This is a genomic window from Comamonas sediminis (genome assembly GCF_041107495.1).
GTDB classification, from domain to species: Bacteria; Pseudomonadota; Gammaproteobacteria; order Burkholderiales; family Burkholderiaceae_C; genus Comamonas; species Comamonas sediminis.
In genome coordinates, this window is record NZ_JBGBDC010000003.1 from 136,558 (window position 1) to 161,157 (window position 24,600).

The window sequence follows — 24,600 nt, forward strand, 5'->3', positions numbered from 1 at the left end:
CGACCCGTTCCTCGGATGACTCAATACAGCAGAAATTTATGCCATGGTGATGCACGAGCAGCCTGTATGAACTGGCAACGCTGCCTAGATGGCCAGCGATGCCTGTGAGCTGCGGATTCCAAAGGGTCGATGGCGGTCCTAATTCACATGCCGATCCATAAACCACTTGGCTGGAATCGCCAAGTGGAGAATGGGCAGTCATGGAGGCGCTTACCGCCATGAGCGGGTGGATCGCCCCGTGTTAATACGCACCCATATAGTCGCGCTTGCCAATCTCCACGCCGTTGTGGCGCAGGATCGCATAGGCAGTGGTCACATGGAAGAAGAACTGTGGCAGCCCATAGTGCAGGAGATACGCAGTGGCGGTCAGCTTCTTTTCCTTGGGCGTGCCGGGGCGCAATACGATGTCGCGGCTTTCGCTGTGGTCGAATTGCGCGGCTGGGAAGGATTCGAGATGGGCCAGCGCCTTGGCGATCAGGGCTTGCAGGTCGGCGAAGCTGGTCTCCGTGTCGGGCCAGGATGGCACTTCGGCACCTGCGAGGCGGGAGGAAATGCCCTTGGAGAAGTCCGAGGCGATCTGCACCTGGCGGACGAGCGGAAACATGTCGGGAAACAGCCGTGCCTGCAGCAGCGCGTTGGGATCGATGTTGCGTTGCGCCGCATGGTCTTCGGCCTTCTTCAGCACCTCTGACAGGGCACGCAACATCTGCTGCATGACGGGAATGGAGGCGGTGTACAGCGGGCTGGTCATAGAGAGTTCACTTTTCAGAAATGGCACGATGGCCGAGGTGGGGCTGGCAGAGATTCTGCCTGCCCTCGGAGGCTACCAGCAAACGGATATAACAGCGCGCATGGTGCCGTTGCCGGCTTGCTGGTCGCCAGTTGCATCCATGAATATAGGCCGACGACAATCTATGACCAGGTGGAGGGCACCGCGATGAACCAGGCCCAGATGGACCTATCGATGCCGCCGATCTGATGCAGCCCATGCTGCGCAACCCCTGTCCTGCTCCTGAAGGAGAACCGATGAAAAAATGCTTGCTGCTCTGCGCCCTGGTGTCGCCATTCGCACTCACCGGCCAGGCCATCGCCGGTGCCAATACCGCACAACTGAACTGCAGCGGCAGCCATGCCGGGCAGGCGATAAGCCTGGTGGGCGCCATTCCCGCCTCCATCGTGGAAGTCGATCTCAAGCTTACCTACGGTGCGCAAACCCTGGGCTTGGCGTCGCCACAGGCTGAGGCCACTGAGCGCACGGATTTTCGCCGAGGCATCTTCAAGTTGGATGTGGCCCTGCCGGGGGCCAACCGGCTGCAGCTCCAGGCCCAGCCCAAGAGCATCAAGTACAAGGGCAGCATGGGCGGCGGCAAGCTCAACGCCAGCTTTGTGGCCACCATCCAAGAGGCTCCGGAGCCTTTTAAAGCCGTGCTGAAAGGGGCTGAGTTGCGGTGCAGCTATGCCTATGACATTTGAGCGAGAGACCCGGTTGACGGCTGCTTGAAATGGCGGGGGCGCCGATCAACTCCAAACCGCATCAACACCAACTGCCCGTATACCCGGACCGGTTACGGAAGCCGGGCACCACAAGGACTCCATGACAGATCCCATCGATCTACTCACCCACAACCAATCCGCCTGGAACCGCCAAGCCGCGCAAGGCTGCGCCTGGTCGGCTCCAGTCAGCGCTGAAGAGATTGCAACCGCCCGCGCGGGCGACTGGAGCGCCGCACGCCTCACGCCCGGGCCATTGCCCACCGGATGGTTGGATCAGGTGCGCGATCGGCGCATTCTGTGTCTGGCAGCCGGAGGCGGGCAGCAAGCCCCCATCCTGGCGGCAGCGGGCGCGGATGTGACGGTGTTCGATTTCTCCGAAGGGCAGCTGGACCAGGACCGCAAGGTCGCCGCCAGAGAGGGCCTGGACCTGCGCTGTATGCAGGGCGATATGCGTGATCTCTCCGTCTTTGCCGACGCGAGCTTTGACATCATCTTCCACCCCATCTCCAACCTCTATATCCCCGATGTGCGCCCGGTCTGGCGCGAATGCGCGCGCGTGCTGGCGCCGCAAGGCGAGCTGCTATCGAGCTTTTGGAACCCGGTGGTCTTTGTGGCCGACCGCGACCCGGCCTTGACGGCCCAGGGGCTCGTGCGCCCCAACCGCCGGTTGCCTTATTCCGATATCGCGCACTTGTCTGCTGAAGACCTGGCCGCCAAGCGCGAGCGCGGCGAGGCCCTGGTGTTTGGCCATACGCTGGCAGACCAGATTGGCGGCCAGCTGGATGCGGGCTTGGTGCTCACCGGCTTCCATGAGGACTGGCAGCCCCATCCGCGCTTTGTGGTGGAGAACGTGATGCGGACGTTTATGGCGACCCGGGCGTTGAAGCTTGGCTGAACGCCTTGGTGATGTTGGAGTGACTAAGTCCACACCTCATCCGTAAGCCTTTTCATCTCGGTCGCCGCTGCGCGAAAAGAGGACAGAGGAAAAACCGCTTTCTGATGGGGTGTGATCCATTTCACTGAAGTCACTATGCCGTGGCGCACATCGACTGCTTGACCAAACCGCTCCCAGGCAACAGTGTCTGCATTGACCGTCTGCTCAACGACCACGACGGTGCAGTTCATGTCCATATCATCGGCACACACCAAAACCGGCACGACGGTGGCGTTACCCTCGCTCTGAGGGCCGAGCAAATGCCATGCATTGTCATAGTCTGCTTGGTCGATCAGCCATCCTTGGGCGGGAACGAGGTAGTCGGTCATATCGTCCCCGGCAACATCCTTCACGCCCTTGATCCACTGTTCAAGCGGTACACCGTCAATGCGCAGAACAGGGTGCGGACTATTGGCAGTTCGCGATTTGTGCATTCCAGCGTCAATGGTGTTCATGTGTAGACAAAAAAATCTGGGTTGATACATGCAATTGAACGTGCAGGTTAGCGTATTAGCTTGCTGCCAGGAAAGCCGCTGGCCATCAAGACCAACGGCTTTCTGTCGCCATCAAGCCTTGAACGTTAGCCAAGGCTTCAAGCGAACGCTGGCGCGGATCAAGCCTGCCTGCTCCTGGGCCTGCAAAACGGGCCCCACTGGTTTGTAGGCGCTGGGTGCTTCCTCGATGAGCCGCTCCTCACGCAAGGTGATGCATTGCCAGACCGTGTCGACCAGGGGCTGCTTCATGCGGCGGGTATCCTGGCGGCGCACCTGGCGACCAGCGCCATGGCTGCAGGAGCGCAGCCAGTCTTCGTGGCCCAGGCCTTTGACCAGGTAGGAGTGGTCGCCCATCGATCCGGGGATCAAGGCCCACTGGCCGTCATGCGCGGGCGTGGAGCCTTTGCGGTGCACATTGAATTCGCCTTCTTGCAGAACCACGTTGTGCGGCACATCCACAATCACCGCCGATGCATCTGGCGCTGCGATATCGGCCAATTGCTGGCGCACGATTTCGCCCAGGGCCATGCGGTTGAACCAGGCGTAGCGGGCGGCCACGCCCATGGCCTTCATGTACTCGGCAGCCAGATGGCCGCTCAAGCCATAGAGCCCATGGCTGGGGTGTTTGAGGCCTTGGGGCCACGCTTGCTTGGCCAGGTCCATCCAGCGGCGGCCCACATAGAAGCCGACATCGCGCGAGCCGGTATGGATCATCACGGTGATATCGCCTTTTTTAAGGCCTGCTTCGTAAGCCGCATGCCGGTCGAAGATCTCGTCGACAACATTGAACTCCAGAAAATGGTTGCCTCCGCCCAGCTCCGCTGCAGAGGGCGGACGCACGATTTCGCGGCTTTGCATCAAGGCCTCAGGCCCATAGCATGCATCGCCCTGGAAGCTGTCGAGCCCCACGCAGGCTGCCAGCTCGCGCTGAAGTTGATCGCGATCGGCGGCGCGCCACAGGCCCAGCTCGGGCAGTTGCTCCAGAAAGCTGGCCGGGCCATCGTCAAACAGCGCCTTGAAGCCGGCACTGCGCACCGGCACATCGCGGCCATTCTCCAGAATGGCTCGCTTGAGCTTGGCAATGATGTTGGTCTTGTGTGCCTCGGCCTGGGCCAGGTTGAGTCCCGTGCGCATGATCCGGATGCCACAGTTGATGTCGGTGCCTATCGCGGCGGGTATGACAAAGTCCCGCGATGTGGCGACCACGGCGCCAACCGGCGCAATGCTGCCCGGGTGGAAGTCGGGCGTTGCACAGGCCTTGCAGACAGCGCCTTGGCCCTGCGGATCGGCCACGGAGGCAAACTCAAGCAGCTGGGCCACTGCCTTTTGCTCCAGGGGCAAAGTGGCGGGCAGCAGGATCGATGCCGCTGCATGCGCGTTGTGGATGTTGTAGATACCGTCTCGGAACGAGACATGGATGCCCTGGCGAGACAGGGCTTTTTGGAGTCGGGGAAAGTTCGACATGATGCTGAAAACAGGTACGCAAACAAACACCCTCCGTGTGACGGAGGGTCTACGCACCTTCTGGCAGCAGCACCAAGAAGGATGAGGTGGCCGAGTATAGGCCACCTGGGTTTCCATGCGAAGGCCCATTTGTTGGGCGAGGCATTTGCGCAACGCGGTGTGCAGGGTTGCGCGTCATGCGCAGTAACGAAATCGCTCAGGCTGGCCGTGCATCCCATGCTGGTGTGTAAGCTGTCCAGTTCATTAAATGGGCATCACTAGCAGCTCGGTAGCTCGATGGCTTCAACAGATGTCGAACATGGCAAAGGCAGTACAGCACAATGGGCAAATTCGGATTGGCACCGGCTGTTGAAACTATGGTTCGAGAGGAGTTGGTATGCATGGCGTTGATGAGACGCTCCGATTGGAGACCAAGAACGCAGTGGTTAACACTGCCCGCGACCTTGCCCATCGCAGGACCCCATTCATCGAGGGGATTCGTCTGTTGGCTGCGCTGAGGTTCAGTGATTCACGCCTTGAAAACGATCCTGACTTTATGCTTTTCGTTGCGATAGCGAGCGAAACGGATCACCATCCTTCGCCAGAAGTTCGTAAGCATTGCTCCCAAGCTTGGCTTGAGAAGTGCGACAGCGAGGCATTGGCGCTGCACGAGGAGCATGTGAGACTTGTGCGCTTGGCATGTGACCGGCTCATTGAACGGTTTTCATAAGTGCTGCACCGTATTGGCAGAAAGGATCGCGCTACCGATGGCAGTTTGGCAATTCGACCTCCTATTCATACCTCGCGATGGCCACTTGCCGGTCAGGGCGCAAGAATGCTTTGATGCGTCAACATTTTCAAGTCACGAAGCGTCTGTTGCACAGGTTTGGTTATTGGATCGCCTCGGTGAGCCGGATGAAATGATGGACGACTGGTTTGTTTACGGAAGCACAGCAGGAAATAGAGTCGACGTGGTTCTTGATGAGGCGTCGGAAGGGGGGATCAGTGCTCGTATTGATGCGAGGTCCCGAGACTCCGAGTTCGTCAATCGGATTTGCGATCTCTGCAAGTTACTGGAGGCAAAACTTTTCTCCGTTGAACTTTGGAGGTTGGTGGAAGCCAGTCCTTCGGCCATTGAATCGGCATTCAGGTGTTCCCGCGCTGCAGCATATATACAAGATCCCGAGCGCTTTCTTCGGGATGCGGTGCGTCCAGGACTGACGCCACCCTGAGGGCTGAGGGGCATCCAATATGCCTGGCAGCGCGCTCTAGAGTGAGCAAATTTGCGCAGATGCTTGCAATGGTTCTTGAGACTGAATCTCTCAGGTATCAGGTGGCACCTGTCTCACATCACCTCAAACCCCATACCGCTTCAACACCAACGAAGCATTCACCCCCCCAAACCCAAACCCATTGAGCATCGCATGCTCGATCGCATGCGCCCGCGCACTGTCGCGAATCAGATCCAGACCGTCGGCTAAAGGGTCCGGGTTGTCCAGATTGAGCACAGGCGGCGCCATCTGGTCGCGCAACGCCAAGACGGTAAAGATGGCAGCCGCCCCGCCGGCGGCGCCCAGCATATGCCCCAGGGCCGATTTGGTGGCGGTGATGGAGGGGCCCGTGCCGGCGCGAAACACCTGGCGGATGGCAGCGAGCTCGCCGCGATCGCCGACCGGGGTGGAGGTGGCATGGGCATTGAGGTGCTGGATATCGCCCGGCTGCAGCTGCGCCTGGCGCAAGGCGGCGCGCATGGAGCGGGCGGCGCCTGATCCGTCCTCGGGGCCGGAGGTGACATGGTAGGCATCGGCCGAGGTGCCATAGCCCACCACTTCAGCCAGTGGTGTGGCGCCGCGCGCCAGCGCATGGTCCAAGGCCTCCAGCACCAGAAGGCCTGCGCCTTCGGCCATCACAAAACCTTCGCGCGCCATGTCAAAAGGCCGGGACACCTGGCCGGGATGGTCTTCGCCGCCGGTGGCGACGGCCTTGGCGGCGGCAAAGCTGCCCAGTGCCACGCGGTCAATCGTGGCCTCGCTGCCGCCGCACAGTGCCATGTCCGCCTCATGGTTGCGGATCAAGCGTGCTGCATCGCCAATCGCCTGGATGCTGGCGGCACAGGCGGTGACTGGTGCGCCCAGCGGGCCCTTGAGCTGGTGGCGGATGGAGACCTGCCCGGCGGCCAGATTGGCCAGAAAGGCCGGCACGGTGAAGGGCGAGAGGCGCTGCGGCCCTTTGCCATCGGTGGTGCGTACCGCGTCGGTGATGGTGCTGAAGCCGCCCACGCCGGAGCCGATGACAGTGGCTGCACGCTCCAACTGCTCGGCGCCGGCTGGGCCCCACTGCGCATGCGCCAGCGCCTGGTCTGCGGCGCCCAGCGCAAAGGCGATAAAGCGGTCCATGCGGCGCAGCTCTTTGGCGGCGATGATGGCCTCGGCGCTCCAGCCGGCCTGCGGGTCTTCTTGCAAGCTGGGTACGCGGCCTGCGACCGTGACGCCGGTACCTTCGCCGACCTCGGCGGCCAGCGCACGCACGCCCGATTGGCCCGCCAGCAAGCGCTGCCAGGCCAGCTCTACATGGCAACCCAGCGGTGACACCAGGCCCAGCCCGGTGATGACGACACGACGATCCATATGGCAGCTTTCGCGGTTGGGCGCCATCGTGCTAAAACGGGTGCCCAGCCTCATTGATGATGGTCATCATCATAAATGAGTTTTGATGATGGGTATCATCTAACGCATGAAAGTCAGCAAAGCACAAGCCGCCGAAAACCGCGAAGGCATCGTGGATGCCGCTGCGCGCCTCTACCGGGAAAAAGGCCTGGAGGGCGTGGGTGTGGCCGAGATCACGCGCGATGCGGGCCTGACGCACGGCGGGCTCTACCGCCACTTTGCGTCCAAGGATGCCCTCGCCAGAGAGGCCTGCCTGCGCGCCTTTGACTGGACCATCACCCCGCTCGAAGGGCTGGATGCCGCTGCTGCCGATGATGCGCCCGCCGCCCGGCTGCGCGCCTTGGTGCATGGCTACCTGTCGGCCAACCACCGCGACCATCCGGGCGAAGGCTGCCCCGCCGCCGCCTTGGCCACCGATGCGGCCCGCGCGGGGCCGGAGATGTCCGAAGCATTTGCGCAAGGGGTGGAGCGCAATATCCAGCGCTTTATGGAAGTCGTGCCGGGCGATGGGCCTGCCAAGCGCGCCCAGACCATCGTGACGCTCAGCAGCATGGTGGGTGCCCTGATGCTGGCCCGCGCTACGGCGGCGGGCAACCCGGCGTTGTCTGAGGAGATCTTGGCTACTTTGCGGGCGCAGTTGGCGCCGCCGGTTGGCGAATGACAGGTTTCAAGACGGCGTTGGGCTCTGAAAGTAAATGGCTGGCGTCGATGGCCACCACTCCATCCGCGAAAGAGGATTGCAACGGGTTTTAAATCCACGATTTCCATCCTTAAATCGGTAATTTGGAGTTAAGGACGGAGATGGTGGATTTAGTGTTCAATGCGCCACCTCACTCCGGCGCGCCAAAGGCCCCTTCGCGCGACAGCCCATAGCCGGCAATGAAGAACTCGTAGCGCAGCCCCGTAGCCACATCCGTCGCAGTCTCGATGCCGATGGTCTCCAGCGCGCCCTCCAGGATCTGCGCCTGCTTCAAGGGCTTGGCATCAATCTGCTGGGCGACGATATAGCTCCCATCCGCTGCCCGAAAAACCACATCGCCCTTGGGCGTCACTGCCTCAATCACATTCTGCATAGCTGGCTCCAAATCCATCGTGGCCGGGCCCCTTGGCCCGCTGCCTTAGATGTCACTGTACGCATGCGGCAGCCGCTGCGGTAGAGGGCGGCAGCTTGCAGAACTCGTAATCCAAATTTACGAATGGGTTTGGAGATACATTCACATTCATGACGAATCTGCGCGCTATCGACATCTTTGTCAAAGCCCTGGAAGGGGGCTCCATCGCCTCGGCTGCACGCCAGCTGGGTATCTCTCCGGCGGCGGCCAGCCAGAACATTGCGCGGCTGGAGCGCGAGCTGGGCACGCGGCTGATCACCCGCACCACGCGCTCAATGGCGCTGACCGAAGCGGGCGAGCGCTACCTGGCCCGGGTGGCGCCGGTGCTGGATGAACTGGCGCGCGCGCAGGCCGATGTATCGCTGGTGCATGGGGCCGTGCAAGGGCGGCTGCGGGTGGCCTGCATGGCCGCCTTTGGCCGCCATGTGCTGGCGCCCTTGCTGCCGGCCTTCCAGGCGCGCCATCCGCAGCTGGAGCTGGAATTGCTGGTGACCGACCGCGATGTCGATGTGCTCAAGGAGGATGTGGACGTCAGCATCCGCTACCGCGATGTGCTGGAGCCCGGCATGTCGGTGCGGCCGCTCGCCGCCATGCCGCGCTTTTTGTACGCCTCGCCCGCGTATCTGGAAAAGCATGGCCGCCCGCGGGTGGCCGAGGATCTGCCGCAGCATGCCTGTTTGCTGTACCGCCGTGAGCGGGACGGGCGCTTTATGCGCTGGCCCTTTGTGCGCGATGGCCGCCGGGTCGACCCTGGTCTGCGTGTTGCCGCCATTGGCACCGATATCGATGCGCTGGTGGAGCTGGCGGTTGCCGGTGGCGGTATCGTCTGGGCTGGCAGCTTTATCACCCAGCGCCATGTGCAGGAGGGGCGGCTGGTGCCCTTGGTGCTGCAGCCCGCGCGCAAGGGCCGCAAAGCAGTAACGGGCCCGCTGCAGCTGGAAGATGTGACCCTGGACTTTTTTGCCTGCTTCCGCGACCGGCAGTATGTGCCGGCCAAGGTGCGCAGCTTTGTGGACTATTTGCTGGAGGTGCTGCCGGGGCATCCGGCGTTGGCGCAGGCGGCAGTCAGCGAAGCGGGGCGGTAATGATGCGCGCTGGGCTGGGGCTTGCCTGCGTTATCAAGCACTGCCGTACGTCAAATGGATCAATGGATAAGGCCGCCCCTGTCCATCCACCTCCGAACGCCCGGTGCGCCGGAAGCCCATCTTTTCGTAAAAGCCCACCGCCTGCGCATTCTGCTCGTTGACATCGGTGCTCATCTGCGCATGCAGTGACAGCCCATGGCGCACCAGCGCGGCACCCAGGCCTTGGCCCCGGGCGGCGGGGTCTACAAACAGGGCTTCCATGTGCCCGTTGTCGATGAGCATGAAGGCGAGTGGGTGGTCCTGCGCATCAACGGCCAGCCAGAGCGGCGCCTGGGGCAGGAAGCTGCTGACCAGCGCATCGAGGGCTGCGCGGTCTTCTGGCAGCAGAAAGTGGTGGGTGGCGTCGACGGCCTGGCGCCAGATCTCGACGGCGCGTGGGCCATCTTCGGGGCGGGAGGGGCGAATAGTGATCATCGTGGAATTATGCACAGGCCTGCTGTGCTGGGGCCCTGAGGCGCGCATGGCGCGGGTACAAATGGGCATTGCACCGGCCATGGCTGGCATCGGCACCCAATAACAATTAAGCTCCACCGTTATGGCGTTATTAGCAGAACAGTGGAGCGGATGATGGCGCGCAACGGTACTCTTATCCAGCAGGTGATGGCGCATGTGCGTGCCGGTATCGCCTCGCGCAGCTACTTGCCGGGCACACGGCTGCCATCGGTGCGGCAGCAGGCGGGGCTGCTGGGTATGTCGGTGTCGACAGTGGTGGAAGCCTATGAGCGGCTGGCGGCCGAGGGCCTGGTGGTGGCGCGGCCGGGGGCCGGGTTTTATGTCAACGGGCCGGTGGCGCCGCTGGCGCTCCTGGAGCTGGGGCCCAAGCTGGACCGGGTCGTCGATCCGCTCTGGGTGTCGCGCCAATCGCTGGAGAGCGCGCAGACCACCTTGCGCCCGGGCTGCGGCTGGCTGCCGCCAGATTGGATGTTTGAGGAGGGCATTCGGCGGGCGTTGCGCGCACAGGCACGGGGGCCGCTGGCGGAGCTGACCGAATATGCCACGCCGCTGGGCAGCCCGGGGCTGCGCCAGCTGCTGGCCAGGCGCATGGCGGCTACCGGCATTGAGGTGTCGCCCGAGCAGGTGATGCTGACCGAGTCGGGCACGCAGGCCATCGACTTGGTGTGCCGCTTCCTGCTCAAGCCTGGCGACAAGGTGCTGGTTGATGACCCCTGCTATTTCAACTTTCATGCGCTGCTCAAGGCGCACCAGGTGAAGGCAGTGGGCGTGCCCTACACGCCGCAGGGCCCCGATGTGCAGCTGTTCGACAAGGCCCTGCAGGAGCACCAGCCCCGGCTCTACATCACCAATGCCGGCATCCACAACCCCACGGGTGCCGCGCTGTCGCCGCTGGTCGCGCACCGGCTGCTCAAGCTGGTGGAAAGCTCGGACCTGGTGATTGTGGAAGACGATATCTTTGCCGACTTCGAGAACCAGCATGCGCCCCGGCTGGCGGCGTTTGACGGGCTGGCCCGGGTGATCCAGATCGGCAGCTTCTCCAAGACCATTTCGGCATCGGTGCGCTGCGGCTACCTGGCGGCGCGGCCCGAATGGATCGAGGGCCTGGTCGATCTGAAGCTGGCCACCACCTTTGGCGTCGGGCGGCTGGCGCAGGACATCATCCTGAAAACCCTGACCGACAGTGGCTACCGCAAGCACATGGACCTGGTGCGCCAGCGCCTGGCCGAGAACATGGAGAAGGTGGCCCAGCGGCTGCGCAAGCTGCGCGTGGAGCCGGCCTTGGTGCCGCAGGCCGGCATGTTTCTGTGGTGCCGGCTGCCGCAAGGCGCCGATGCAGCGGCAGTGGCGCGCGCTTGCCTGAAGGACGGCGTGGTGCTGGCTCCTGGCAACTCGTTCAGCCAGTCGCAGTCGGCGGGGGATTATCTGCGCTTCAACGTATCGCAGTGCGCAGATGAGCGGGTGTTTGCGGTGCTGGCCCGGGCCTTGAGCCAGGCCACGGCGGGCCGCTGACGGTCGGATTTTGGGTCATCCACCCAAAAACTGTATTGCTTTTTACCGATAACAGTTTCTTTAAACTGTACTGCACTGTGTCTGGTGTGCAGCGCTGGCCCCATGGTGTACTGCTGGCTCGATCAAGGAGTCTTGCATGGAGAAAAGTACGGCAGGCTGGGTCAATGGCCTGGTGGGGGTGGCGATTTTTGCCGGTTCGCTGCCGGCCACGCGGGTGGCGGTGGCGGATTTGAACCCCAGTTTTTTGACCTGTGCCCGCGCCGTGGTGGCGGCGCTGCTGGGTGGTGGGTTTTTGCTGGCCCAGCGTGCGCGCCGGCCTGCGGCAGCCGATGTGCCGTCGCTCGCGATTGCGGCCTTGGGCGTGGTGGTGGGATTTCCGCTGCTGACGGCCTTGGCACTGCAGCACATGACCTCTGCCCATTCGATCGTCTTTGTCGGCTTGCTGCCGCTGTCCACCGCGATTTTTGCGGTGCTGCGCGGGGGGGAGCGGCCCAGGGGCCTGTTCTGGGTGTTCTCGCTCGCGGGGGCGGCGGTGGTGGCGGGCTATGCAGCCCTGGGCAGCGGGCAGGGCTCGCTCATCGGCGATCTGCTGATGCTGGGCGCCGTGCTGGTTTGCGGCATGGGCTATGCCGAGGGCGCGCGCCTGTCGCGCAAGCTGGGCGGCTGGCAGGTCATCAGCTGGGCCTTGATTTTGTCGCTGCCGCTGATGCTGCCGTTGGCGCTGTGGCTGGCCCCTGCCAGCCTGGCGCATGTGCGCAGCGCCACCTGGCTCAGCTTTGTCTATGTGGCCGTGTTCAGCCAGCTGATCGGCTTTGTGTTCTGGTACCGGGGGCTGGCACAAGGCGGCATTGCGGCAGTCGGCCAGCTGCAGCTGCTGCAGCCCTTTATGGGTCTGGCGCTGGCCGCCGTGCTGCTGCAGGAGCAGGTCAGCGGGTCCATGCTGGTCGTGACCCTGGTGGCCGTGGTCTGCGTGGCGGGGGCCAAAAAATACGCCTGATCCAGCCGCCGCACAGCGTTTAACAGCAGGTGGCCCCACGCGTTGTCTGCATCCGATACCAAGCGGGCATGTTCCGGATGCTCGGCTCCGGTTTTGCGAAGTTATCTGGCGTTCGGCAATGCGGAAAGCGGCTATTCTTTCGGCTTTCCAAAATAAGAGACGAGGTTTGCTATGAAGACCGTATTCCGCCACACCGCCATCGCCTTGGGCATTGCCTTGGCAGCCGCCGGCGCCCAGGCCCAGCTGCTGCAAAAGCCGGCGCTGGATGCGATTGCCGCCGAAGCGGTGAAGACGCCTGCGACCTTTGCACAGTTTCTGCAGAACGCCGCCAAGCAGGACACGCGCCTGGCGCCAGCGGTGCAGCGTTACACGCAAGGCGAGCAGCTGCAAGGCGATGACCTGGCCAATGTGGCCCGTCTGCTGGGCCTCTACACCCGCCTGACGCAAGAGCACCAGGTGCTCAGCAGCATCACCCAGATGGTGGCGCTGCCAACGGTGCGCGACCCCAAGGTGCCGCCGCATGAGAGCCCGGCCATCATCGACTTTGGCCGCATGGTGGAAAAGATGGCCCAGGACTTTGGCCTGCAGTACCGCAATGTGGACAACCGCATTTTTGAAGTGACCTTGCCCGGCAAGGGCACCGAAGAGTTCGGCATCCTGACCCATGCCGATGTGGTGCCGGTGGTGCCGGCCGAATGGGTGGTGGATGGCCAGCAGCTCGACCCCTTCAAGGTCACCCGCGTGGGCGACAAGCTCTACGGGCGCGGCACCATCGACGACAAGGGCTCGATCGCCACGGTGCTGTACGCGATGAAGGCCGTCAAGCAATCGCAGCTGCCTTTGCAGCGCAGCATCCGCCTGATGATCGAAACCACCGAAGAGACCGGTGGTGATGCGATGAAGTACTACCGCGACAAGACCAAGCTGCCCGACTACAACATCGTGCTCGACAGCAAGTACCCGGCCGTGGTGGCTGAAAAAGGCACGGGCGCCATCAAGGCCAGCTTTGCCGATGTGAAGACCGACCCGCAGCAACCGGCCATCACCGCGATGGCGGGCGCCGCATCGGCCAATGCGATTGCCCAGACCGCCACGGCAACGATCGAGGCGGGCAATGCCGCTGCGCTGGCCGCCGTGGCCCAGAAGCTGCAGGCTGCCAAGGATGGCTTTGTGGCCAGCAACCAGCAGTTTGGCAAGTTCAGCGTGGACCTGGTGAGCAGCGCCAACAAGATCGATATCAAGGTGACCGGCAGCTCCGCCCACGGCTCGCGCCCCGAAGAAGGCGTGAATCCCGTGCCGCGCCTGGCCTTGCTGCTGCAATCGGCGCTGATGCCCGCCCAGGGCCAGCCTCTGGTGCAGCAGAACCAGTACAGCGAAGCGGTGCGCTACATCAATGGCGTGTTTGGCATGGACTACTTTGGCAAGGGCCTGAATGTCGCCTACGCCGATGACTTCATGGGCCCGCTGACCATCTCGCCCAACCTGATCAAGCCCGGCAATGGCCAGCTGGAAGTGACCGCCAATGCCCGCATGCCGCGCGGCAAATCGCCGGAGCAGCTGAAGGCCGAAGTGGAAAAGGGCATTGCCAATTGGAGCGCTGCCACCCAGGTACCCGTCAAGATCGACTACACCCAGGGCAACTGGATGGCCCGCGACCCCAAGGGCGCCTGGCTCTCGACCCTGCTGAACATCTTTGGCGACACCACCGGCCTGGATGCCAAGCCCGTGCCGACTGCCGGCAGCACCACCGCCAAGCTGATGCCCAATGCCATCAACTTTGGCCCTGCGATGCCCGGCAAAAAGTACACCGCGCACAATGCGCTGGAGTACAAGGAAGTGCCGGATCTGCAGGCCGATATGCAGATGTTTACCGAGATGCTGGTACGCATCGGCAACCTGCAGCAGATGCAATAAGAGTCGCTAACACAACCCTTGATCCGTCGTTACCAAGCCTTGCCGTACGTCTGTACTGTCTGCGGCTTGGCGCCTCGTCTCAACCGCAAACCTTCGGTTTGCTGGGTCGTGTTAGCGACTCTAAGCACGAGGCTGTGGCCCAAGCAAAAGGCCTGCATCCCAGACGGGGTGCAGGCCTTTTTTACGGGCTAGACATCCGCGGATCAGCCGGCCTTTGAAGCGCGAAAGTTTTCTGCAAACGCCAGCGCATCCACACGCACCTGCGCGGCTGTTTTGCCGGGCTTGAACAGCGCCGAGCCAATGCCAAAACCGGCCGCGCCTGCTTGCAGCCAGGGGGCCATGTTGTCCGGCGCAATGCCGCCGACGGGGTAGATATTGCTGCCCTTGGGCAGCACGGCCAGCAGCGCCTTGACGACGGCGGGCGAGGCCAGCTCGGCCGGGAAGATCTTGAGGCCATGCGCGCCATGCTCCAGCGCCATGAAGGCCTCGGTCGGGGTGAAGACGCCCGGCAGGCTGATGAGGCCCAGCTTGACGGCCTCGTCGATCACGGCCGGGTTGCAATTGGGCGAGATGATGAGCTGGCCGCCAGCCGCATGCACATCGCGGACCTGCTGGGGCGTCAGCACCGTGCCAGCGCCCACCAGCACATGGGGGTAGGCCTCGCGCATCGCGGCAATGCTCTCGAGCGGCTCGGGGGAGTTCAGCGGCACTTCCCACAGGCCAAAACCGGCCGATTGCAAGGCGGCACCCACGGGCACAGCCTCGCCGGGGGTGAGGCCGCGCAGGATGGCGATCAGCGGCAGCTTGGCCTGCAGGGCCTGGAATGTTTGAATCAGGTTCATGGCTGGGGTGGCAGTGACTGCGGTGTGGAGAGGGTCGTCTGGGTCAGGTGGTCGTAAATCGCTTGGTGGCCGGCCCAGGTGGCCTCATCACCAAAAGCGACCGCTTCGCAGCCCACATGGCGCAGTGCCAGGCTGTAGCGCTGCACCAGGGTGCTGGAGCCGATGACGGCGACGCGGCTGCCAGCAGCCGTCGGCATGGTGCGCAGCTCCTGGCCAATCAGCAGGCCCGAGAGGTAGCTGGCCGACTGGGCCGGATCGAGCGCGCCAAACAGTGACAGCGCGCGCGTGCCAAACAGCAGGTGGCTCAGGGTATCGGGGCTCTGTGCCCGCTCCAGCCCCTGGATGAATGCGGTCTCGTCCAGCGCAGCGCTGCTGTCCAGGGTCTTGCCCAGGATGGAGTGCTGGGCCAGCAGCGCAAACAGCTCGCCGGTCATGAAGGTCTTGAAGCCGGTGATCGTGCTGTTCTGCGCCTGCACCCATTTGCTGTGCGTGCCTGGCAGCAGCAGCAGGCCGTCGCGGCTGCCCATCAACGCCAGCGCGCCGATAACCTGGATTTCCTCACCACGCATCACATCGGGCACGCCATGCACGGGATCGACCTGGCTCTGCGCCAGGCTGCTCATGCCCGGCACGATGGCCGTCGGCACGCGCTGGGGAACATCGAGCCAGAGCAGCTGCTGGCACAGCGCGGAAAAATCGGCCGGGCAGGGGCAGTAAGGCGCCTCCTGCCAGCCCTGGCGGCTGCCCACCATGCCCGACAGCAGGCACAGCTGCGGGTCCTCGGCCAGCCAGTCGCCAAAGTGCTGTGCAAACGCATCGGCAAAGCCGCCAGGCGCCACTTGCAGAATGCCTTGGGGCAGCGCGCGCCGCTCGCTGATCTGGCCCTGCGCATCGATGCGCGCGCCCCGCAGCGAGGTGGTGCCCCAGTCGATGGCAATCATGCGGGGGCGCGGGTCGCCCGGCGCGCGGGCAGTAAAGGATGGGGGCTTGGGCATGGGCGGTGAAAAGGGGCCAAAAAAAGCGCAGACGTGGTCTGCGCGGGCCATTGTAGAAGCGCCTGCAGCGGGCGGCTGTCGCGCCCGCTGCGCCTGGCGGCTATGGGCTTACAGCGGCTTGTAGGCCGTCACGTCGATCTCGACCTTCGCATCGATCATCAGGCGCGATTCCACGGTCGAGCGTGCCGGGCGGTGGTCGCCAAAGCACTCCATGTAGACGCGGTTGAAGCTGCCGAAATCACGCGGATCGTCGAGCCAGACGTTGACCTTGGCGACATCGGCCAGGGTGCAGCCGCCCAGCGCCAAGGCCTCTTCCAGGCGCTTGAACACGGCGCGGGTCTGCGCCTCGATACCGCCGGGCACGACCTGGCCCTGGTCATCGGTGGGCACGGTGCCCGAGACAAAAACAAAGTCGCCAGCGCGCACGGCGGGCGAGAGCGGACGGGCCAGACGGTCCGATGCGAGAGGGGCTTGGCCTAGGGTAATTACTGTCATGGGGTGGGTCTCCTGTATGTAAAGATATTACATCAACAACCGATAAACCTGTCAATAAATCGATCTGAAGGCGGTTTTTAGCGGTTGTGGTGTAAAAAAATTTCTTCACCCCTTCGATGAAAGCCTGCCCCATGAACGCCCTTGCCTTGCGTGTCCGCACGTCCCGTCGCCAACTGCTTGCCGCAGCCCTGTTGGCTGCCGGCTGCGCAGGCCTGCCAGCGGGCAGCGCCTGGGCCCAGGCAGCCCACAAGGGTGGTGCCGCCAATCTGGCGATGATTGGCGAGCCCCAGAGTCTGGATCCGATGGTCAGCTCCACCGACCTGGTGGGCACCATCATGCAGCATGTCTACGAGCCGCTCTTCACCTTTGATGCGCAGTGGAACCTCCAGCCCATGCTGGCCCAGGCCATGCCCGTGATCTCTGCCGATGGCCTGACCTACACCATCACGTTGCGCAAGGGCGTCAAGTTCCACAACGGCAAGGAGATGGTGGCCGATGACGTGGTCGCCTCGCTGCAGCGCTGGATGGACGTGTCGGCACGCGGCAAGGCCGTGGGCCAGGAGATTGCCAGCATGACCGCCAAGAACCCGCAGACGGTGGAGATCAAGCTCAAGGCGGTGTATGCACCGCTGCTGGCCCACCTGGCGATGCCCAGCGGCATGGCCGGCATCATGCCCAAGGAAGCGGTGGCACCGGTGCTCAAGGATTTCATCGGCACGGGCCCCTACCAACTCAAGGAACGCAAGCCCGACCAGTTCACCGTGCTGGCACGTTTTGACCAGTACGCCGCACGCAGCGAGCCCGCCAGTGGCTACGCCGGCAAGCGCGAGGCCCAGCTCGATGAGCTGCGCTTTGTGCCGGTGCCCAATGCGACGACGCGGGTCGAGGGTGTGCTCTCGGGCCAGTTCCAGTACGCCGATCTGCTGCAGGTCGAATCGGTAGGCCGCCTGGAAAAGGCTGCGCCCAACGTGGTGCCGATCGTCACGCAGAACTTTGGCTTCCCCTATATCGTCTTCAACACCAAGGAAGGTGTGCTGGCCAAGAAGGAGCTGCGCCAGGCGGTGCAGACCGCAATGGGCCCGGCCGAGATGCTGCAGGCCGGTTTTGGCGACAAGCGCTTCTTCGCCGCCGAGCCCAACTTCTTTGCCAAGGGCACGCCGTACTACTCGGATGCCGGTGCCAAGCAGTACAACCAGAAGAACCCGCAGCTGGCCAAGGACCAGGCCGCCAAGGCCGGCTACAAGTCCGAGCCGATCCGCATCATGGCCAGCCGCCAGTATGAGTTCCACTACAACATGGCGCTGGTGATGGCCGAGCACTTGAAGCGCGCCGGCTTCAAGACCGAGCTGCAGGTGGTGGACTGGGCCACCCTGGTGCAGCGCCGCAACGATGCCAAGCTCTGGGATGTCTACATGACCCACTCGGGCCTGTTCCCTGAGCCGATGCTGTCGCCCCCCCAGATGGGCAGCGGCGCGCCGGGCTGGTGGGAGACGGAGACCAAGAAGGCCGCGCTTGCCGCTTTCAATGGCGAGCCCGATGTGGCCAAGCGCGGCCCGCTATGGGGCAAGGTGCAGGCGCTGGTCTATGACGAGGTGCCCTTTGTCGAAGTGGGCAAGTTCAACGCGCTGTCGGCACGTTCATCCAAGCTGCAGGGCTACCAGCCCATGCCCTGGCCTTTCTTCTGGAACACCTCGCTGAGCCAGTAAGCCCCAGCGACTCTCGAGTTCAGCCATGCTGCATTTTTTAGTCAAGCGCCTGGGCGGCGCTGTGGTGGTGCTCGCCCTGGTGGCCGTGCTGGTGTTCCTGCTCACGCGTCTGGCGTCGGGCGATCCGGTCGCGCTGCTGCTGGGTGACCAGGCCACCGCCGCCGATATTGCTGCCGCGCGCGTGCAGTACGGGCTGGACAAGCCCCTCACCACCCAGTTTGTGCTCTGGATTGGCCAGGTGCTGCAAGGCAACCTGGGCCAGTCGTTGTTCCTGCAGATGCCGGTCACGCAGGCACTGCTCGAGCGCGCCGAGCCCACGATGTTTCTGGCGCTGTTCGCCGTGTCGATTGCCGCGTTGATCGGTGTGCCCTGTGGTATGGCCGCAGCCGTGTGGCGTGGCAGCTGGATCGACCAGGTGCTCAGCAGCATTGCGATGCTGGGCGCGAGCATTCCCAGCTTCTGGTTCGGCCTGATCCTGATCCAGGTGTTTGCGGTGCACCTGGGCTGGTTCCCTGCCTCGGGCTATGGCGATCCGGACGCCAGCTTTGGCGACCGCCTGCAGCATCTGCTGCTGCCCGCGCTGGTGCTGGGCGTGCTCAACTCTGCGCTGATCATCCGCTTCACCCGCGCCTCGGTGCTCGACATTCTGGGCGAGGACTATGTGCGCACCGCGCGGGCCAAGGGTCTGGGCGAGTCGGTGGTGCTGGTCAAGCATGTGCTGCGCAATGCGCTGGTGCCGGTCGTCACCGTGCTGGGCCTGACCCTGGCCTTGATGATTGGCGGCACGGTGGTGACCGAGACCGTGTTCAACCTGCCCGGCGTGGGCAATCTGGTGGTGCGGGCCGTGCTGCGGCGCGATTACCCGGTCATCCAGGGCACCTTGCTCGTCATTGCCGCCATCTACGTTTTCATCAACCTCGCGATCGACCTGCTCTACACGGTGGTGGATCCCCGCATTCGTCTGGAGGGCCAATGATGAACGCCTCCCCCACGGCATTGCCGCTGCCCGCACGCGGTGGCTGGGCCCAGTCCCCCTGGTTCAAAACCTTGCGCCGGCTGTTTGCGCGCAAGGTGGTGCTGCTGAGCGCCGTGGTGCTGCTGCTGATTGCAGCCACCGCGTTGCTCTACCCGCTGCTGACCGATTCCGACCCCAATGACATGAACATCAGCATGCGCCTGCATGCGCCTTCGTGGGCGCACTGGGCCGGCAACGATGAGCTGGGCCGCGATGTGATGGCGCGCATCATCTATGGTGCGCGCTACTCGCTGATGATTGGCCTGTTCACCGCGCTGGGTGCGGTGGTGCTAGGCACCTTGCTGGGCATGCTGGCCGGCTACTTCCGCCGCCTCGATGCGCCGCTGATGCGCCTGGTGGACGCGATGATGGCCTTCCCCGACATCCTGCTGGGCATTGCGCTGGTGTCGATCCTGGGTGCCTCGCTGTGGAATGTGATTTTGGCGCTGACCATTGTCTACACGCCGCGTGTAGCCCGCGTGGTGCGCGCCTCTACGCTGGTGCTGCGCGAGCTGCTGTTTGTCGATGCCGCCAAGGCGCTGGGCGTGCGCACGCCGCTGATTCTGTGGCGCCACATCCTCCCCAACCTGCTGTCGCCGGTGCTGGTGCAGGTCACCTTCATCTTTGCCTATGCCATCCTGGCTGAGGCGGGCCTGTCCTTTCTGGGCGTGGGCGTGCCGCCTGACATCCCCACCTGGGGCACGATGATTGCCGGCAGCCTTGAATATGCCGACAAGGCGTTCTGGACCATTCTGACCCCCGGCGTGGCCATTGTGCTGACGGCGCTGTCGCTGCAGCTGCTGGGCGACGGTGTGCGCGATCTGCTCGACCCCAAGCTGAAGAACAAATCATGATGAACACCGCCACCCCTGCAGCGGCAGCCAGCCTGGCCGCGCCCCGCCTGGATGTGCGCTCGCTGTCGACCTCGTTCGCCACCGAAGGCGGGCGCATCCAGAGCGTCTCCGATGTGAGCTTTCAGATTCTGCCGGGCCAGACCCTGGCCCTGGTGGGCGAGTCGGGCTCGGGCAAGTCGGTCACCAGCCTGTCGCTGATGGGCCTGCATGCCAAGACCTCGCAAGCCCAGGTGCAGGGCCAGGCCCGGTTTGTGCAGCGCGATGGCCGCACGGTGGATCTGCTGTCGCTGGATGCCAAGTCCCTGCGTGCGCTGCGCGGCAATGAGCTGGCCATGGTGTTCCAGGAGCCCATGACCAGCCTGAACCCGGTGCTGACCGTGGGCGAGCAGATTGCCGAATCGGTGCGCCTGCACAAGGGCCTGGGCAAGGCGGCAGCCTTGGCCCATGCCCAGCGCATGCTGGAGCTGGTGGAGATACCGGCTGCCGCCCAGCGCGTGCATGAGTACCCGCACCAGCTGTCTGGCGGCATGCGCCAGCGGGTGATGATTGCGCTGGCCATGGCCTGCGACCCGAGCCTGCTGATTGCCGACGAGCCCACCACCGCACTGGATGTGACCATCCAGGCGCAGATCCTGGCCCTGATGGGCCGGCTGCAAAAGGAGACGGGCATGAGCATTCTGTTTGTGACCCACAACCTGGGCGTGGTGGCGCAGTACGCCGATGCGATTGCGGTGATGTATGCCGGCCGCATTGTCGAGACCGCCAGCGTGCATGCGCTGTTTGCCGCGCCCCAGCACCCCTATACCCAGGGCCTGCTGGGCTGCCTGCCCGGCATGGCGCGCCAGCGCGAGCTGGCTGAGGCTGCCGCGCTGCGCGCCGGTGGCAAGCCCGCCTTTGTGGGGCGGCGCCGCCTGGATGCCATCCCCGGCCAAGTCTCCAGCCCCTTGAGCCCGCCGCCCGGCTGCGCCTTTGCGCCGCGCTGCAGCAAGCGCCTGAACGCCTGCGAGCAGGCCATGCCCGGCCTGGAGACATGGCGCACCGGCAACGATGCCCAGCCCAGCGAGCGCCAGGTGCGCTGCATTCGCGCAGGAGAAGCCGCATGAGCATGACCGACACCCTGGACCGCCCGGCCGCGCTGGCCACGGCAGCCACCGCAGCGGCCGAGCCGCTGGTGCGCATCCAGCATTTGAGCAAGCAGTTTGGCAGCGGCGCCCACCCGGTGCGCGCAGTGCAGGACGTCTCCTTTGACATCTACCCCGGCGAGACCCTGGGCCTGGTCGGCGAGTCCGGCTCCGGCAAAAGCACCATCGGCCGGCTGCTGACGAGGCTGATCGAGCCGACCGATGGCCAGCTGCATTTTCGCAAGCAGGGCGGCGAAACCGTGGACCTGGCGCACCTGGGCCCCAGCGCGATGCGGCCACTGCGTTCCGATATCCAGATCATCTTCCAGGACCCCTATGCCAGCCTGAACCCGCGTATGCGCATCCGCGATGTGCTGGGCGAGGCACTGTCCACCCACGGACTGGCGCCCGGTGCGGCGCGCCAGCAGCGCATTGCCGAGCTGCTGGACCAGGTGGGTTTGCGTCCCGAGCACGCCGAGCGCTTTCCGCATGAGTTCTCGGGCGGCCAGCGCCAGCGCATTGGCATTGCCCGGGCACTGGCAGTGCAGCCGCGCTTCATCGTGGCCGATGAGCCGCTGTCCGCGCTGGATGTGTCCATCCAGGCGCAGGTGGTCAATTTGCTGGGCGACCTCAAAGATCGCCTTGGATTGACGCTGCTCTTCATCTCGCACGATTTGGATGTGGTGGAATACCTCTGCGATCGCGTGGTGGTCCTGTATCTGGGCCGTGTGGTGGAGGTGGCACCGACCGAGGCCTTGTATGCCCGGCCGCGCCACCCCTATACCCAGGCCTTGCTGGCAGCCGCTCCGATTCCGGACCCGGCCCAGCGGCGCAGCATCCCGCTGCTGTCGGGTGACTTGCCCAGCCCCAAGAACCCACCGAGTGGTTGCGTCTTTCGTACCCGTTGCCCGCAGGCCGAGGCGCGTTGCGCCCAGGCTGATATGCAGCTGCGCGCCGTGGCCGATGGCCATCTGCAGGCCTGCTGGAAAGTCCAAGATTGAGAGAGTGAACCATGCAACCCGATTTTTTGATTGACGCGCGCAGCAAGAGCTACCCGCTGGCTGCTGCTCCCACCCAGGCCTCTGCATTGGCCGCACGCGGCTGGAATGTGCTGCGCGATGACCTGCCTTATCCGCTGGCCGTCATCCGCCAGTCGGCCCTGGCCCACAACGCCCGCTGGATGCAAGATTACGCGGCGCGCCGCCAGATCCAGTTTGCGCCGCATGGCAAAACCACCATGTCGCCCCAGCTGTTTGATCTGCAGCTCCAAGGTGGCGCCTGGGGGCTGACCTTTGCGACCATCTTCCAGCTGGCCGTGGGGGTGGAGGCCGGTGCGCGCCGCGCCATCATTGCCAACCAGGTGGTGGCGCCTGCCGATCTGGATGGGCTGGATGCCTTGCTGAGCCAGCACGCGGATCTGCGCGTCTGGTTCCTGGTGGACTCGATCAGCCAGCTGCGCTGCATCGAGGACTGGAGCCGCGCACGCAACAGCGCACGCCGCTTTGATGTGCTGATCGAGGTGGGCATTTCCGGCCAGCGCACCGGTGTGCGCAGCCAGGAAGAGGCGCTGGCGCTGGCCCAGGCGATCCATGCCAGCGGCAGCGCCCAACTGGGCGGTATCGAATGCTATGAAGGAGGCCTGACCCAGTGCGACAGCGCCCATGACATCCCCGCCGTTGCCGAGCTGGTGCGCCGCGTGGTCGAGATTGCCAAGGCCTGCGATGCCCAGGGCCTGTTGCCTGAGGAGGCACCGATCCTGAGCGCCGGCGGCTCGGCCATTTTTGACCTGGTGGTGCCGTTGCTGCAGGGCGCGGGCCTGTCGCGTGCCTTTACCGGCGTGCTGCGCTCGGGCTGCTACATCACCCATGACCATGGCAACTACCGCCGCTTGCTCAAGCTGGTCGAGCAGCGCGAAGGCGTGGATGAATCGCTGCAGGCCGCGCTGGAGGTCTGGGCCATGGTGCAGTCTGTCCCTGAGCCCGGTCTGGCCTTGCTGACTTGCGGCCGCCGCGATATCTCCTACGACCTGGAAATGCCATCGGTGCAGCGCCATGCGCCGCGCGGCAGCCAAGCGGCACAGCCCGCGCCTGCCGGCTGGACGATCTCGGCCCTGAACGACCAGCATGCCTATCTGCGCTTTGACCCGGCGCAGGGCGTACCGGCCGTGGGCGACCGCATTGCGCTGGGCATCTCCCACCCTTGCACCACGTTTGACAAGTGGCGCTGGATTCCGGTGGTGGACGATGCCTGGAACCTGGTCGATGCGATCGAGACAAGGTTCTGAATGCTTAGAGCACAACCCCCTGAGGCGCTCTGCGCCTTCCCCCTTCTCTCATGCTTCGCATGGGAAGAGGGACGCAGCCCTCGCTGCGGGGCGGCGCGGCCGGCTGCGGCCCTTGCTCGGCTGCCCGCGCATCGTCTCTGCTCCAACCAGTGGCTAGGCTATCAATGGGGAGCATGGTGATGAATCGCTCGGTTTTGAGCCTGCAGTTGCTGCAACAGCAGCAGGCCGCGCTGCCCCTGGCCCAGCGCCAGGTCATCGATGTGATCCTGCGCGACCCGGGCGCCGCCGTGCTGGCCACCGTCGAGCAGCTGGCGCTGCAGGCGAATGTGTCCATGCCGACGATCGTGCGCATGTGCCGCCGCTTTGGCTATGCATCGGTGCGCGAGTTCATGGTGGCGCTGGCGCAGACCTTGGCGGTGTCGGGATCGCACCTGCACCGCAGCGTGCAGCAGGACGACTCCACCGCCGAGGTGGTCAGCAAGATCGTGCATGCCGCTGCCGGTGCGATTGCCAACCTGGGCCAACGCCTGGATGCGGTGCTGATCGACGAGGTGGCCGGCAAGATGGCCAAGGCCTCGCGCATCGATTGCTATTCGGTCGGGGCGGCCTCGTCCTTCATGGCGCAGGAGCTGCAAAGCCGCTTGTTCCGCCTGGGCCTCACATCCAATGCCATCTTCGATGCGCACCAGCAGCTGGTGTCGGCCTCGACCCTGGGCAAGAACGGCGTGGCCTTTGTGATCTCGCATGTGGGGCGCATGCCCTACACCTTGGAGGCGGCGCAGTTTGCCAAGCAGCAGGGCGCCACCGTGGTGGCCCTGACCCAGCCGGACACGCCGCTGGCCGAGATGGCCGACCACGTACTGGCGGTGAACGTGCCCCAGGACGCGGTGATGCGCGTGGGCACCGAGGCCTACCTGGCCCACCTGGTGGTGATCGAAATCATGATGGTGCGCCTGGCGCAGATTCTGGGGCCGCGTGTGGTCACGGGCATGCAGCAGTACAAGCGGCTGCTGGAGACCCATGGCTTTGACAGCTATGAATACATGGGCTTTCAGCAGCCCGCGCAGCAGCGCAAAGGGGATACACCCGCCCCCACCAAACAACAAGGCCCCACCGCTGGCTGA

General features: G+C 64.2%; 25 protein-coding genes. 16 read left to right on the top strand and 9 right to left on the bottom strand.

The features are described 5' to 3' along the window. Positions 1-241: 241 nt before the first annotated feature. The gene (locus AB7A72_RS08265; RefSeq protein ID WP_239809651.1) at positions 242-751 is read right to left on the bottom strand and encodes a DUF1993 domain-containing protein; all 510 of its coding nucleotides are present in this window, start codon (positions 749-751) and stop codon (positions 242-244) included. 275 nt (positions 752-1,026) lie between these two features. On the opposite strand from AB7A72_RS08265, the gene AB7A72_RS08270 reads away from it, so the two are divergent. Both AB7A72_RS08270 and AB7A72_RS08275 read left to right on the top strand, forming a co-directional pair. Next, positions 1,027-1,473 carry a hypothetical protein gene (locus AB7A72_RS08270; RefSeq protein ID WP_369459604.1) on the top strand — a complete coding sequence of 149 codons (447 nt, stop codon included), beginning with the start codon at positions 1,027-1,029 and terminating at the stop codon, positions 1,471-1,473. Positions 1,474-1,594: 121 nt separating this feature from the next. Further along, positions 1,595-2,389, top strand: coding sequence for a class I SAM-dependent methyltransferase (locus AB7A72_RS08275; RefSeq protein ID WP_369459605.1), 795 nt, complete (start codon positions 1,595-1,597; stop codon positions 2,387-2,389). A 23-nt stretch (positions 2,390-2,412) separates the two neighbouring features. On the opposite strand, the gene AB7A72_RS08280 is transcribed toward AB7A72_RS08275, so the two are convergent. Both AB7A72_RS08280 and AB7A72_RS08285 read right to left on the bottom strand, forming a co-directional pair. After that, entirely contained in the window at positions 2,413-2,883 is a 471-nt protein-coding gene (locus tag AB7A72_RS08280; RefSeq protein ID WP_369459606.1) for a hypothetical protein, read from the bottom strand. Between the two features lie 111 nt (positions 2,884-2,994). After that, complete coding sequence (locus AB7A72_RS08285; RefSeq protein ID WP_369459608.1) at positions 2,995-4,386, bottom strand: RtcB family protein; 1,392 nt, start codon at positions 4,384-4,386, stop codon at positions 2,995-2,997. A gap of 376 nt (positions 4,387-4,762) precedes the next feature. On the opposite strand from AB7A72_RS08285, the gene AB7A72_RS08290 reads away from it, so the two are divergent. Next, complete coding sequence (locus AB7A72_RS08290) at positions 4,763-5,095, top strand: hypothetical protein (protein ID WP_369459609.1); 333 nt, start codon at positions 4,763-4,765, stop codon at positions 5,093-5,095. 37 nt (positions 5,096-5,132) lie between these two features. Further along, a complete protein-coding gene (locus AB7A72_RS08295; RefSeq protein ID WP_239809645.1) occupies positions 5,133-5,597 on the top strand; it encodes a hypothetical protein in 465 nt (154 codons plus the stop codon). A gap of 123 nt (positions 5,598-5,720) precedes the next feature. On the opposite strand, the gene AB7A72_RS08300 is transcribed toward AB7A72_RS08295, so the two are convergent. Continuing rightward, entirely contained in the window at positions 5,721-6,992 is a 1,272-nt protein-coding gene (locus AB7A72_RS08300; RefSeq protein WP_369459610.1) for a beta-ketoacyl-[acyl-carrier-protein] synthase II, read from the bottom strand. A gap of 106 nt (positions 6,993-7,098) precedes the next feature. Here AB7A72_RS08300 and AB7A72_RS08305 point away from each other — a divergent pair, with 106 nt between their 5' ends. Further along, a complete protein-coding gene (locus AB7A72_RS08305) occupies positions 7,099-7,692 on the top strand; it encodes a TetR/AcrR family transcriptional regulator (protein ID WP_369459611.1) in 594 nt (197 codons plus the stop codon). A gap of 169 nt (positions 7,693-7,861) precedes the next feature. On the opposite strand, the gene AB7A72_RS08310 is transcribed toward AB7A72_RS08305, so the two are convergent. Beyond that, positions 7,862-8,104: a hypothetical protein gene (locus AB7A72_RS08310; protein ID WP_133855114.1), complete on the bottom strand. Its 243-nt coding sequence runs from the start codon at positions 8,102-8,104 to the stop codon at positions 7,862-7,864. Positions 8,105-8,253: 149 nt separating this feature from the next. On the opposite strand from AB7A72_RS08310, the gene AB7A72_RS08315 reads away from it, so the two are divergent. Next, on the top strand, positions 8,254-9,228 hold the full coding sequence (locus tag AB7A72_RS08315; RefSeq protein ID WP_369459613.1) for a LysR family transcriptional regulator: 975 nt from the start codon (positions 8,254-8,256) through the stop codon (positions 9,226-9,228). A 33-nt stretch (positions 9,229-9,261) separates the two neighbouring features. Here the strand turns inward: AB7A72_RS08315 and AB7A72_RS08320 are convergent, their stop codons facing one another. Continuing rightward, positions 9,262-9,702 carry an acetyltransferase gene (locus AB7A72_RS08320; protein WP_369459615.1) on the bottom strand — a complete coding sequence of 147 codons (441 nt, stop codon included), beginning with the start codon at positions 9,700-9,702 and terminating at the stop codon, positions 9,262-9,264. A 153-nt stretch (positions 9,703-9,855) separates the two neighbouring features. Here AB7A72_RS08320 and AB7A72_RS08325 point away from each other — a divergent pair, with 153 nt between their 5' ends. The 3 genes from AB7A72_RS08325 (at position 9,856) to AB7A72_RS08335 (ending at position 14,164) form a co-directional block, all read left to right on the top strand. Beyond that, positions 9,856-11,253: an aminotransferase-like domain-containing protein gene (locus AB7A72_RS08325; protein ID WP_369459616.1), complete on the top strand. Its 1,398-nt coding sequence runs from the start codon at positions 9,856-9,858 to the stop codon at positions 11,251-11,253. A gap of 136 nt (positions 11,254-11,389) precedes the next feature. Further along, positions 11,390-12,250: a DMT family transporter gene (locus AB7A72_RS08330; RefSeq protein ID WP_369459617.1), complete on the top strand. Its 861-nt coding sequence runs from the start codon at positions 11,390-11,392 to the stop codon at positions 12,248-12,250. 171 nt (positions 12,251-12,421) lie between these two features. Next, a complete protein-coding gene (locus tag AB7A72_RS08335; RefSeq protein WP_369459618.1) occupies positions 12,422-14,164 on the top strand; it encodes a dipeptidase in 1,743 nt (580 codons plus the stop codon). Positions 14,165-14,367: 203 nt separating this feature from the next. Here AB7A72_RS08335 and AB7A72_RS08340 read toward each other — a convergent pair whose 3' ends face one another. From AB7A72_RS08340 to AB7A72_RS08350, 3 genes are all read right to left on the bottom strand, one after another. After that, positions 14,368-15,006, bottom strand: coding sequence for a 2-dehydro-3-deoxy-6-phosphogalactonate aldolase (locus AB7A72_RS08340; RefSeq protein ID WP_239809637.1), 639 nt, complete (start codon positions 15,004-15,006; stop codon positions 14,368-14,370). After that, positions 15,003-16,001 carry a 2-dehydro-3-deoxygalactonokinase gene (locus AB7A72_RS08345; protein WP_369459619.1) on the bottom strand — a complete coding sequence of 333 codons (999 nt, stop codon included), beginning with the start codon at positions 15,999-16,001 and terminating at the stop codon, positions 15,003-15,005. Before AB7A72_RS08345 ends, AB7A72_RS08340 begins: the two co-directional genes overlap by 4 nt. A gap of 108 nt (positions 16,002-16,109) precedes the next feature. Then, positions 16,110-16,496 carry a RidA family protein gene (locus AB7A72_RS08350; protein ID WP_133855106.1) on the bottom strand — a complete coding sequence of 129 codons (387 nt, stop codon included), beginning with the start codon at positions 16,494-16,496 and terminating at the stop codon, positions 16,110-16,112. A 131-nt stretch (positions 16,497-16,627) separates the two neighbouring features. Here AB7A72_RS08350 and AB7A72_RS08355 point away from each other — a divergent pair, with 131 nt between their 5' ends. The 7 genes from AB7A72_RS08355 to AB7A72_RS08385 all read left to right on the top strand — a co-directional run bounded on the left by AB7A72_RS08355 (position 16,628) and on the right by AB7A72_RS08385 (position 24,600). Next, positions 16,628-18,202 carry an ABC transporter substrate-binding protein gene (locus AB7A72_RS08355; RefSeq protein WP_312411406.1) on the top strand — a complete coding sequence of 525 codons (1,575 nt, stop codon included), beginning with the start codon at positions 16,628-16,630 and terminating at the stop codon, positions 18,200-18,202. Between the two features lie 25 nt (positions 18,203-18,227). Next, entirely contained in the window at positions 18,228-19,178 is a 951-nt protein-coding gene (locus AB7A72_RS08360) for an ABC transporter permease (RefSeq protein WP_133855104.1), read from the top strand. Continuing rightward, positions 19,178-20,071: an ABC transporter permease gene (locus AB7A72_RS08365; protein WP_369459620.1), complete on the top strand. Its 894-nt coding sequence runs from the start codon at positions 19,178-19,180 to the stop codon at positions 20,069-20,071. Before AB7A72_RS08360 ends, AB7A72_RS08365 begins: the two co-directional genes overlap by 1 nt. Continuing rightward, complete coding sequence (locus AB7A72_RS08370; protein WP_312412175.1) at positions 20,071-21,174, top strand: ABC transporter ATP-binding protein; 1,104 nt, start codon at positions 20,071-20,073, stop codon at positions 21,172-21,174. The genes AB7A72_RS08365 and AB7A72_RS08370 overlap by 1 nt, the downstream gene beginning before the upstream one ends. Positions 21,175-21,176: 2 nt before the next feature. Continuing rightward, the gene (locus AB7A72_RS08375; protein WP_369459824.1) at positions 21,177-22,193 is read left to right on the top strand and encodes an ABC transporter ATP-binding protein; all 1,017 of its coding nucleotides are present in this window, start codon (positions 21,177-21,179) and stop codon (positions 22,191-22,193) included. An 11-nt stretch (positions 22,194-22,204) separates the two neighbouring features. After that, the gene (locus AB7A72_RS08380) at positions 22,205-23,476 is read left to right on the top strand and encodes an amino acid deaminase (protein WP_369459621.1); all 1,272 of its coding nucleotides are present in this window, start codon (positions 22,205-22,207) and stop codon (positions 23,474-23,476) included. Positions 23,477-23,655: 179 nt separating this feature from the next. Then, positions 23,656-24,600 (top strand): MurR/RpiR family transcriptional regulator, encoded by a 945-nt coding sequence (locus tag AB7A72_RS08385; RefSeq protein ID WP_369459622.1) that lies wholly within the window; start codon positions 23,656-23,658, stop codon positions 24,598-24,600.

Excerpts from the sequence above, each read along its gene's own strand:
- AB7A72_RS08265 (WP_239809651.1), bottom strand. The coding sequence starts at position 751 with ATGACCAGCCCGCTGTACACCGCCTCCATTCCCGTCATGCAGCAGATG.
- AB7A72_RS08270 (WP_369459604.1), top strand. The coding sequence starts at position 1,027 with ATGAAAAAATGCTTGCTGCTCTGCGCCCTGGTGTCGCCATTCGCACTC.
- AB7A72_RS08275 (WP_369459605.1), top strand. The coding sequence starts at position 1,595 with ATGACAGATCCCATCGATCTACTCACCCACAACCAATCCGCCTGGAAC.
- AB7A72_RS08280 (WP_369459606.1), bottom strand. The coding sequence starts at position 2,883 with ATGAACACCATTGACGCTGGAATGCACAAATCGCGAACTGCCAATAGT.
- AB7A72_RS08285 (WP_369459608.1), bottom strand. The coding sequence starts at position 4,386 with ATGTCGAACTTTCCCCGACTCCAAAAAGCCCTGTCTCGCCAGGGCATC.
- AB7A72_RS08290 (WP_369459609.1), top strand. The coding sequence starts at position 4,763 with ATGCATGGCGTTGATGAGACGCTCCGATTGGAGACCAAGAACGCAGTG.
- AB7A72_RS08295 (WP_239809645.1), top strand. The coding sequence starts at position 5,133 with ATGGCAGTTTGGCAATTCGACCTCCTATTCATACCTCGCGATGGCCAC.
- AB7A72_RS08300 (WP_369459610.1), bottom strand. The coding sequence starts at position 6,992 with ATGGATCGTCGTGTCGTCATCACCGGGCTGGGCCTGGTGTCACCGCTG.
- AB7A72_RS08305 (WP_369459611.1), top strand. The coding sequence starts at position 7,099 with ATGAAAGTCAGCAAAGCACAAGCCGCCGAAAACCGCGAAGGCATCGTG.
- AB7A72_RS08310 (WP_133855114.1), bottom strand. The coding sequence starts at position 8,104 with ATGCAGAATGTGATTGAGGCAGTGACGCCCAAGGGCGATGTGGTTTTT.
- AB7A72_RS08315 (WP_369459613.1), top strand. The coding sequence starts at position 8,254 with ATGACGAATCTGCGCGCTATCGACATCTTTGTCAAAGCCCTGGAAGGG.
- AB7A72_RS08320 (WP_369459615.1), bottom strand. The coding sequence starts at position 9,702 with ATGATCACTATTCGCCCCTCCCGCCCCGAAGATGGCCCACGCGCCGTC.
- AB7A72_RS08325 (WP_369459616.1), top strand. The coding sequence starts at position 9,856 with ATGGCGCGCAACGGTACTCTTATCCAGCAGGTGATGGCGCATGTGCGT.
- AB7A72_RS08330 (WP_369459617.1), top strand. The coding sequence starts at position 11,390 with ATGGAGAAAAGTACGGCAGGCTGGGTCAATGGCCTGGTGGGGGTGGCG.
- AB7A72_RS08335 (WP_369459618.1), top strand. The coding sequence starts at position 12,422 with ATGAAGACCGTATTCCGCCACACCGCCATCGCCTTGGGCATTGCCTTG.
- AB7A72_RS08340 (WP_239809637.1), bottom strand. The coding sequence starts at position 15,006 with ATGAACCTGATTCAAACATTCCAGGCCCTGCAGGCCAAGCTGCCGCTG.
- AB7A72_RS08345 (WP_369459619.1), bottom strand. The coding sequence starts at position 16,001 with ATGCCCAAGCCCCCATCCTTTACTGCCCGCGCGCCGGGCGACCCGCGC.
- AB7A72_RS08350 (WP_133855106.1), bottom strand. The coding sequence starts at position 16,496 with ATGACAGTAATTACCCTAGGCCAAGCCCCTCTCGCATCGGACCGTCTG.
- AB7A72_RS08355 (WP_312411406.1), top strand. The coding sequence starts at position 16,628 with ATGAACGCCCTTGCCTTGCGTGTCCGCACGTCCCGTCGCCAACTGCTT.
- AB7A72_RS08360 (WP_133855104.1), top strand. The coding sequence starts at position 18,228 with ATGCTGCATTTTTTAGTCAAGCGCCTGGGCGGCGCTGTGGTGGTGCTC.
- AB7A72_RS08365 (WP_369459620.1), top strand. The coding sequence starts at position 19,178 with ATGAACGCCTCCCCCACGGCATTGCCGCTGCCCGCACGCGGTGGCTGG.
- AB7A72_RS08370 (WP_312412175.1), top strand. The coding sequence starts at position 20,071 with ATGAACACCGCCACCCCTGCAGCGGCAGCCAGCCTGGCCGCGCCCCGC.
- AB7A72_RS08375 (WP_369459824.1), top strand. The coding sequence starts at position 21,177 with ATGACCGACACCCTGGACCGCCCGGCCGCGCTGGCCACGGCAGCCACC.
- AB7A72_RS08380 (WP_369459621.1), top strand. The coding sequence starts at position 22,205 with ATGCAACCCGATTTTTTGATTGACGCGCGCAGCAAGAGCTACCCGCTG.
- AB7A72_RS08385 (WP_369459622.1), top strand. The coding sequence starts at position 23,656 with ATGAATCGCTCGGTTTTGAGCCTGCAGTTGCTGCAACAGCAGCAGGCC.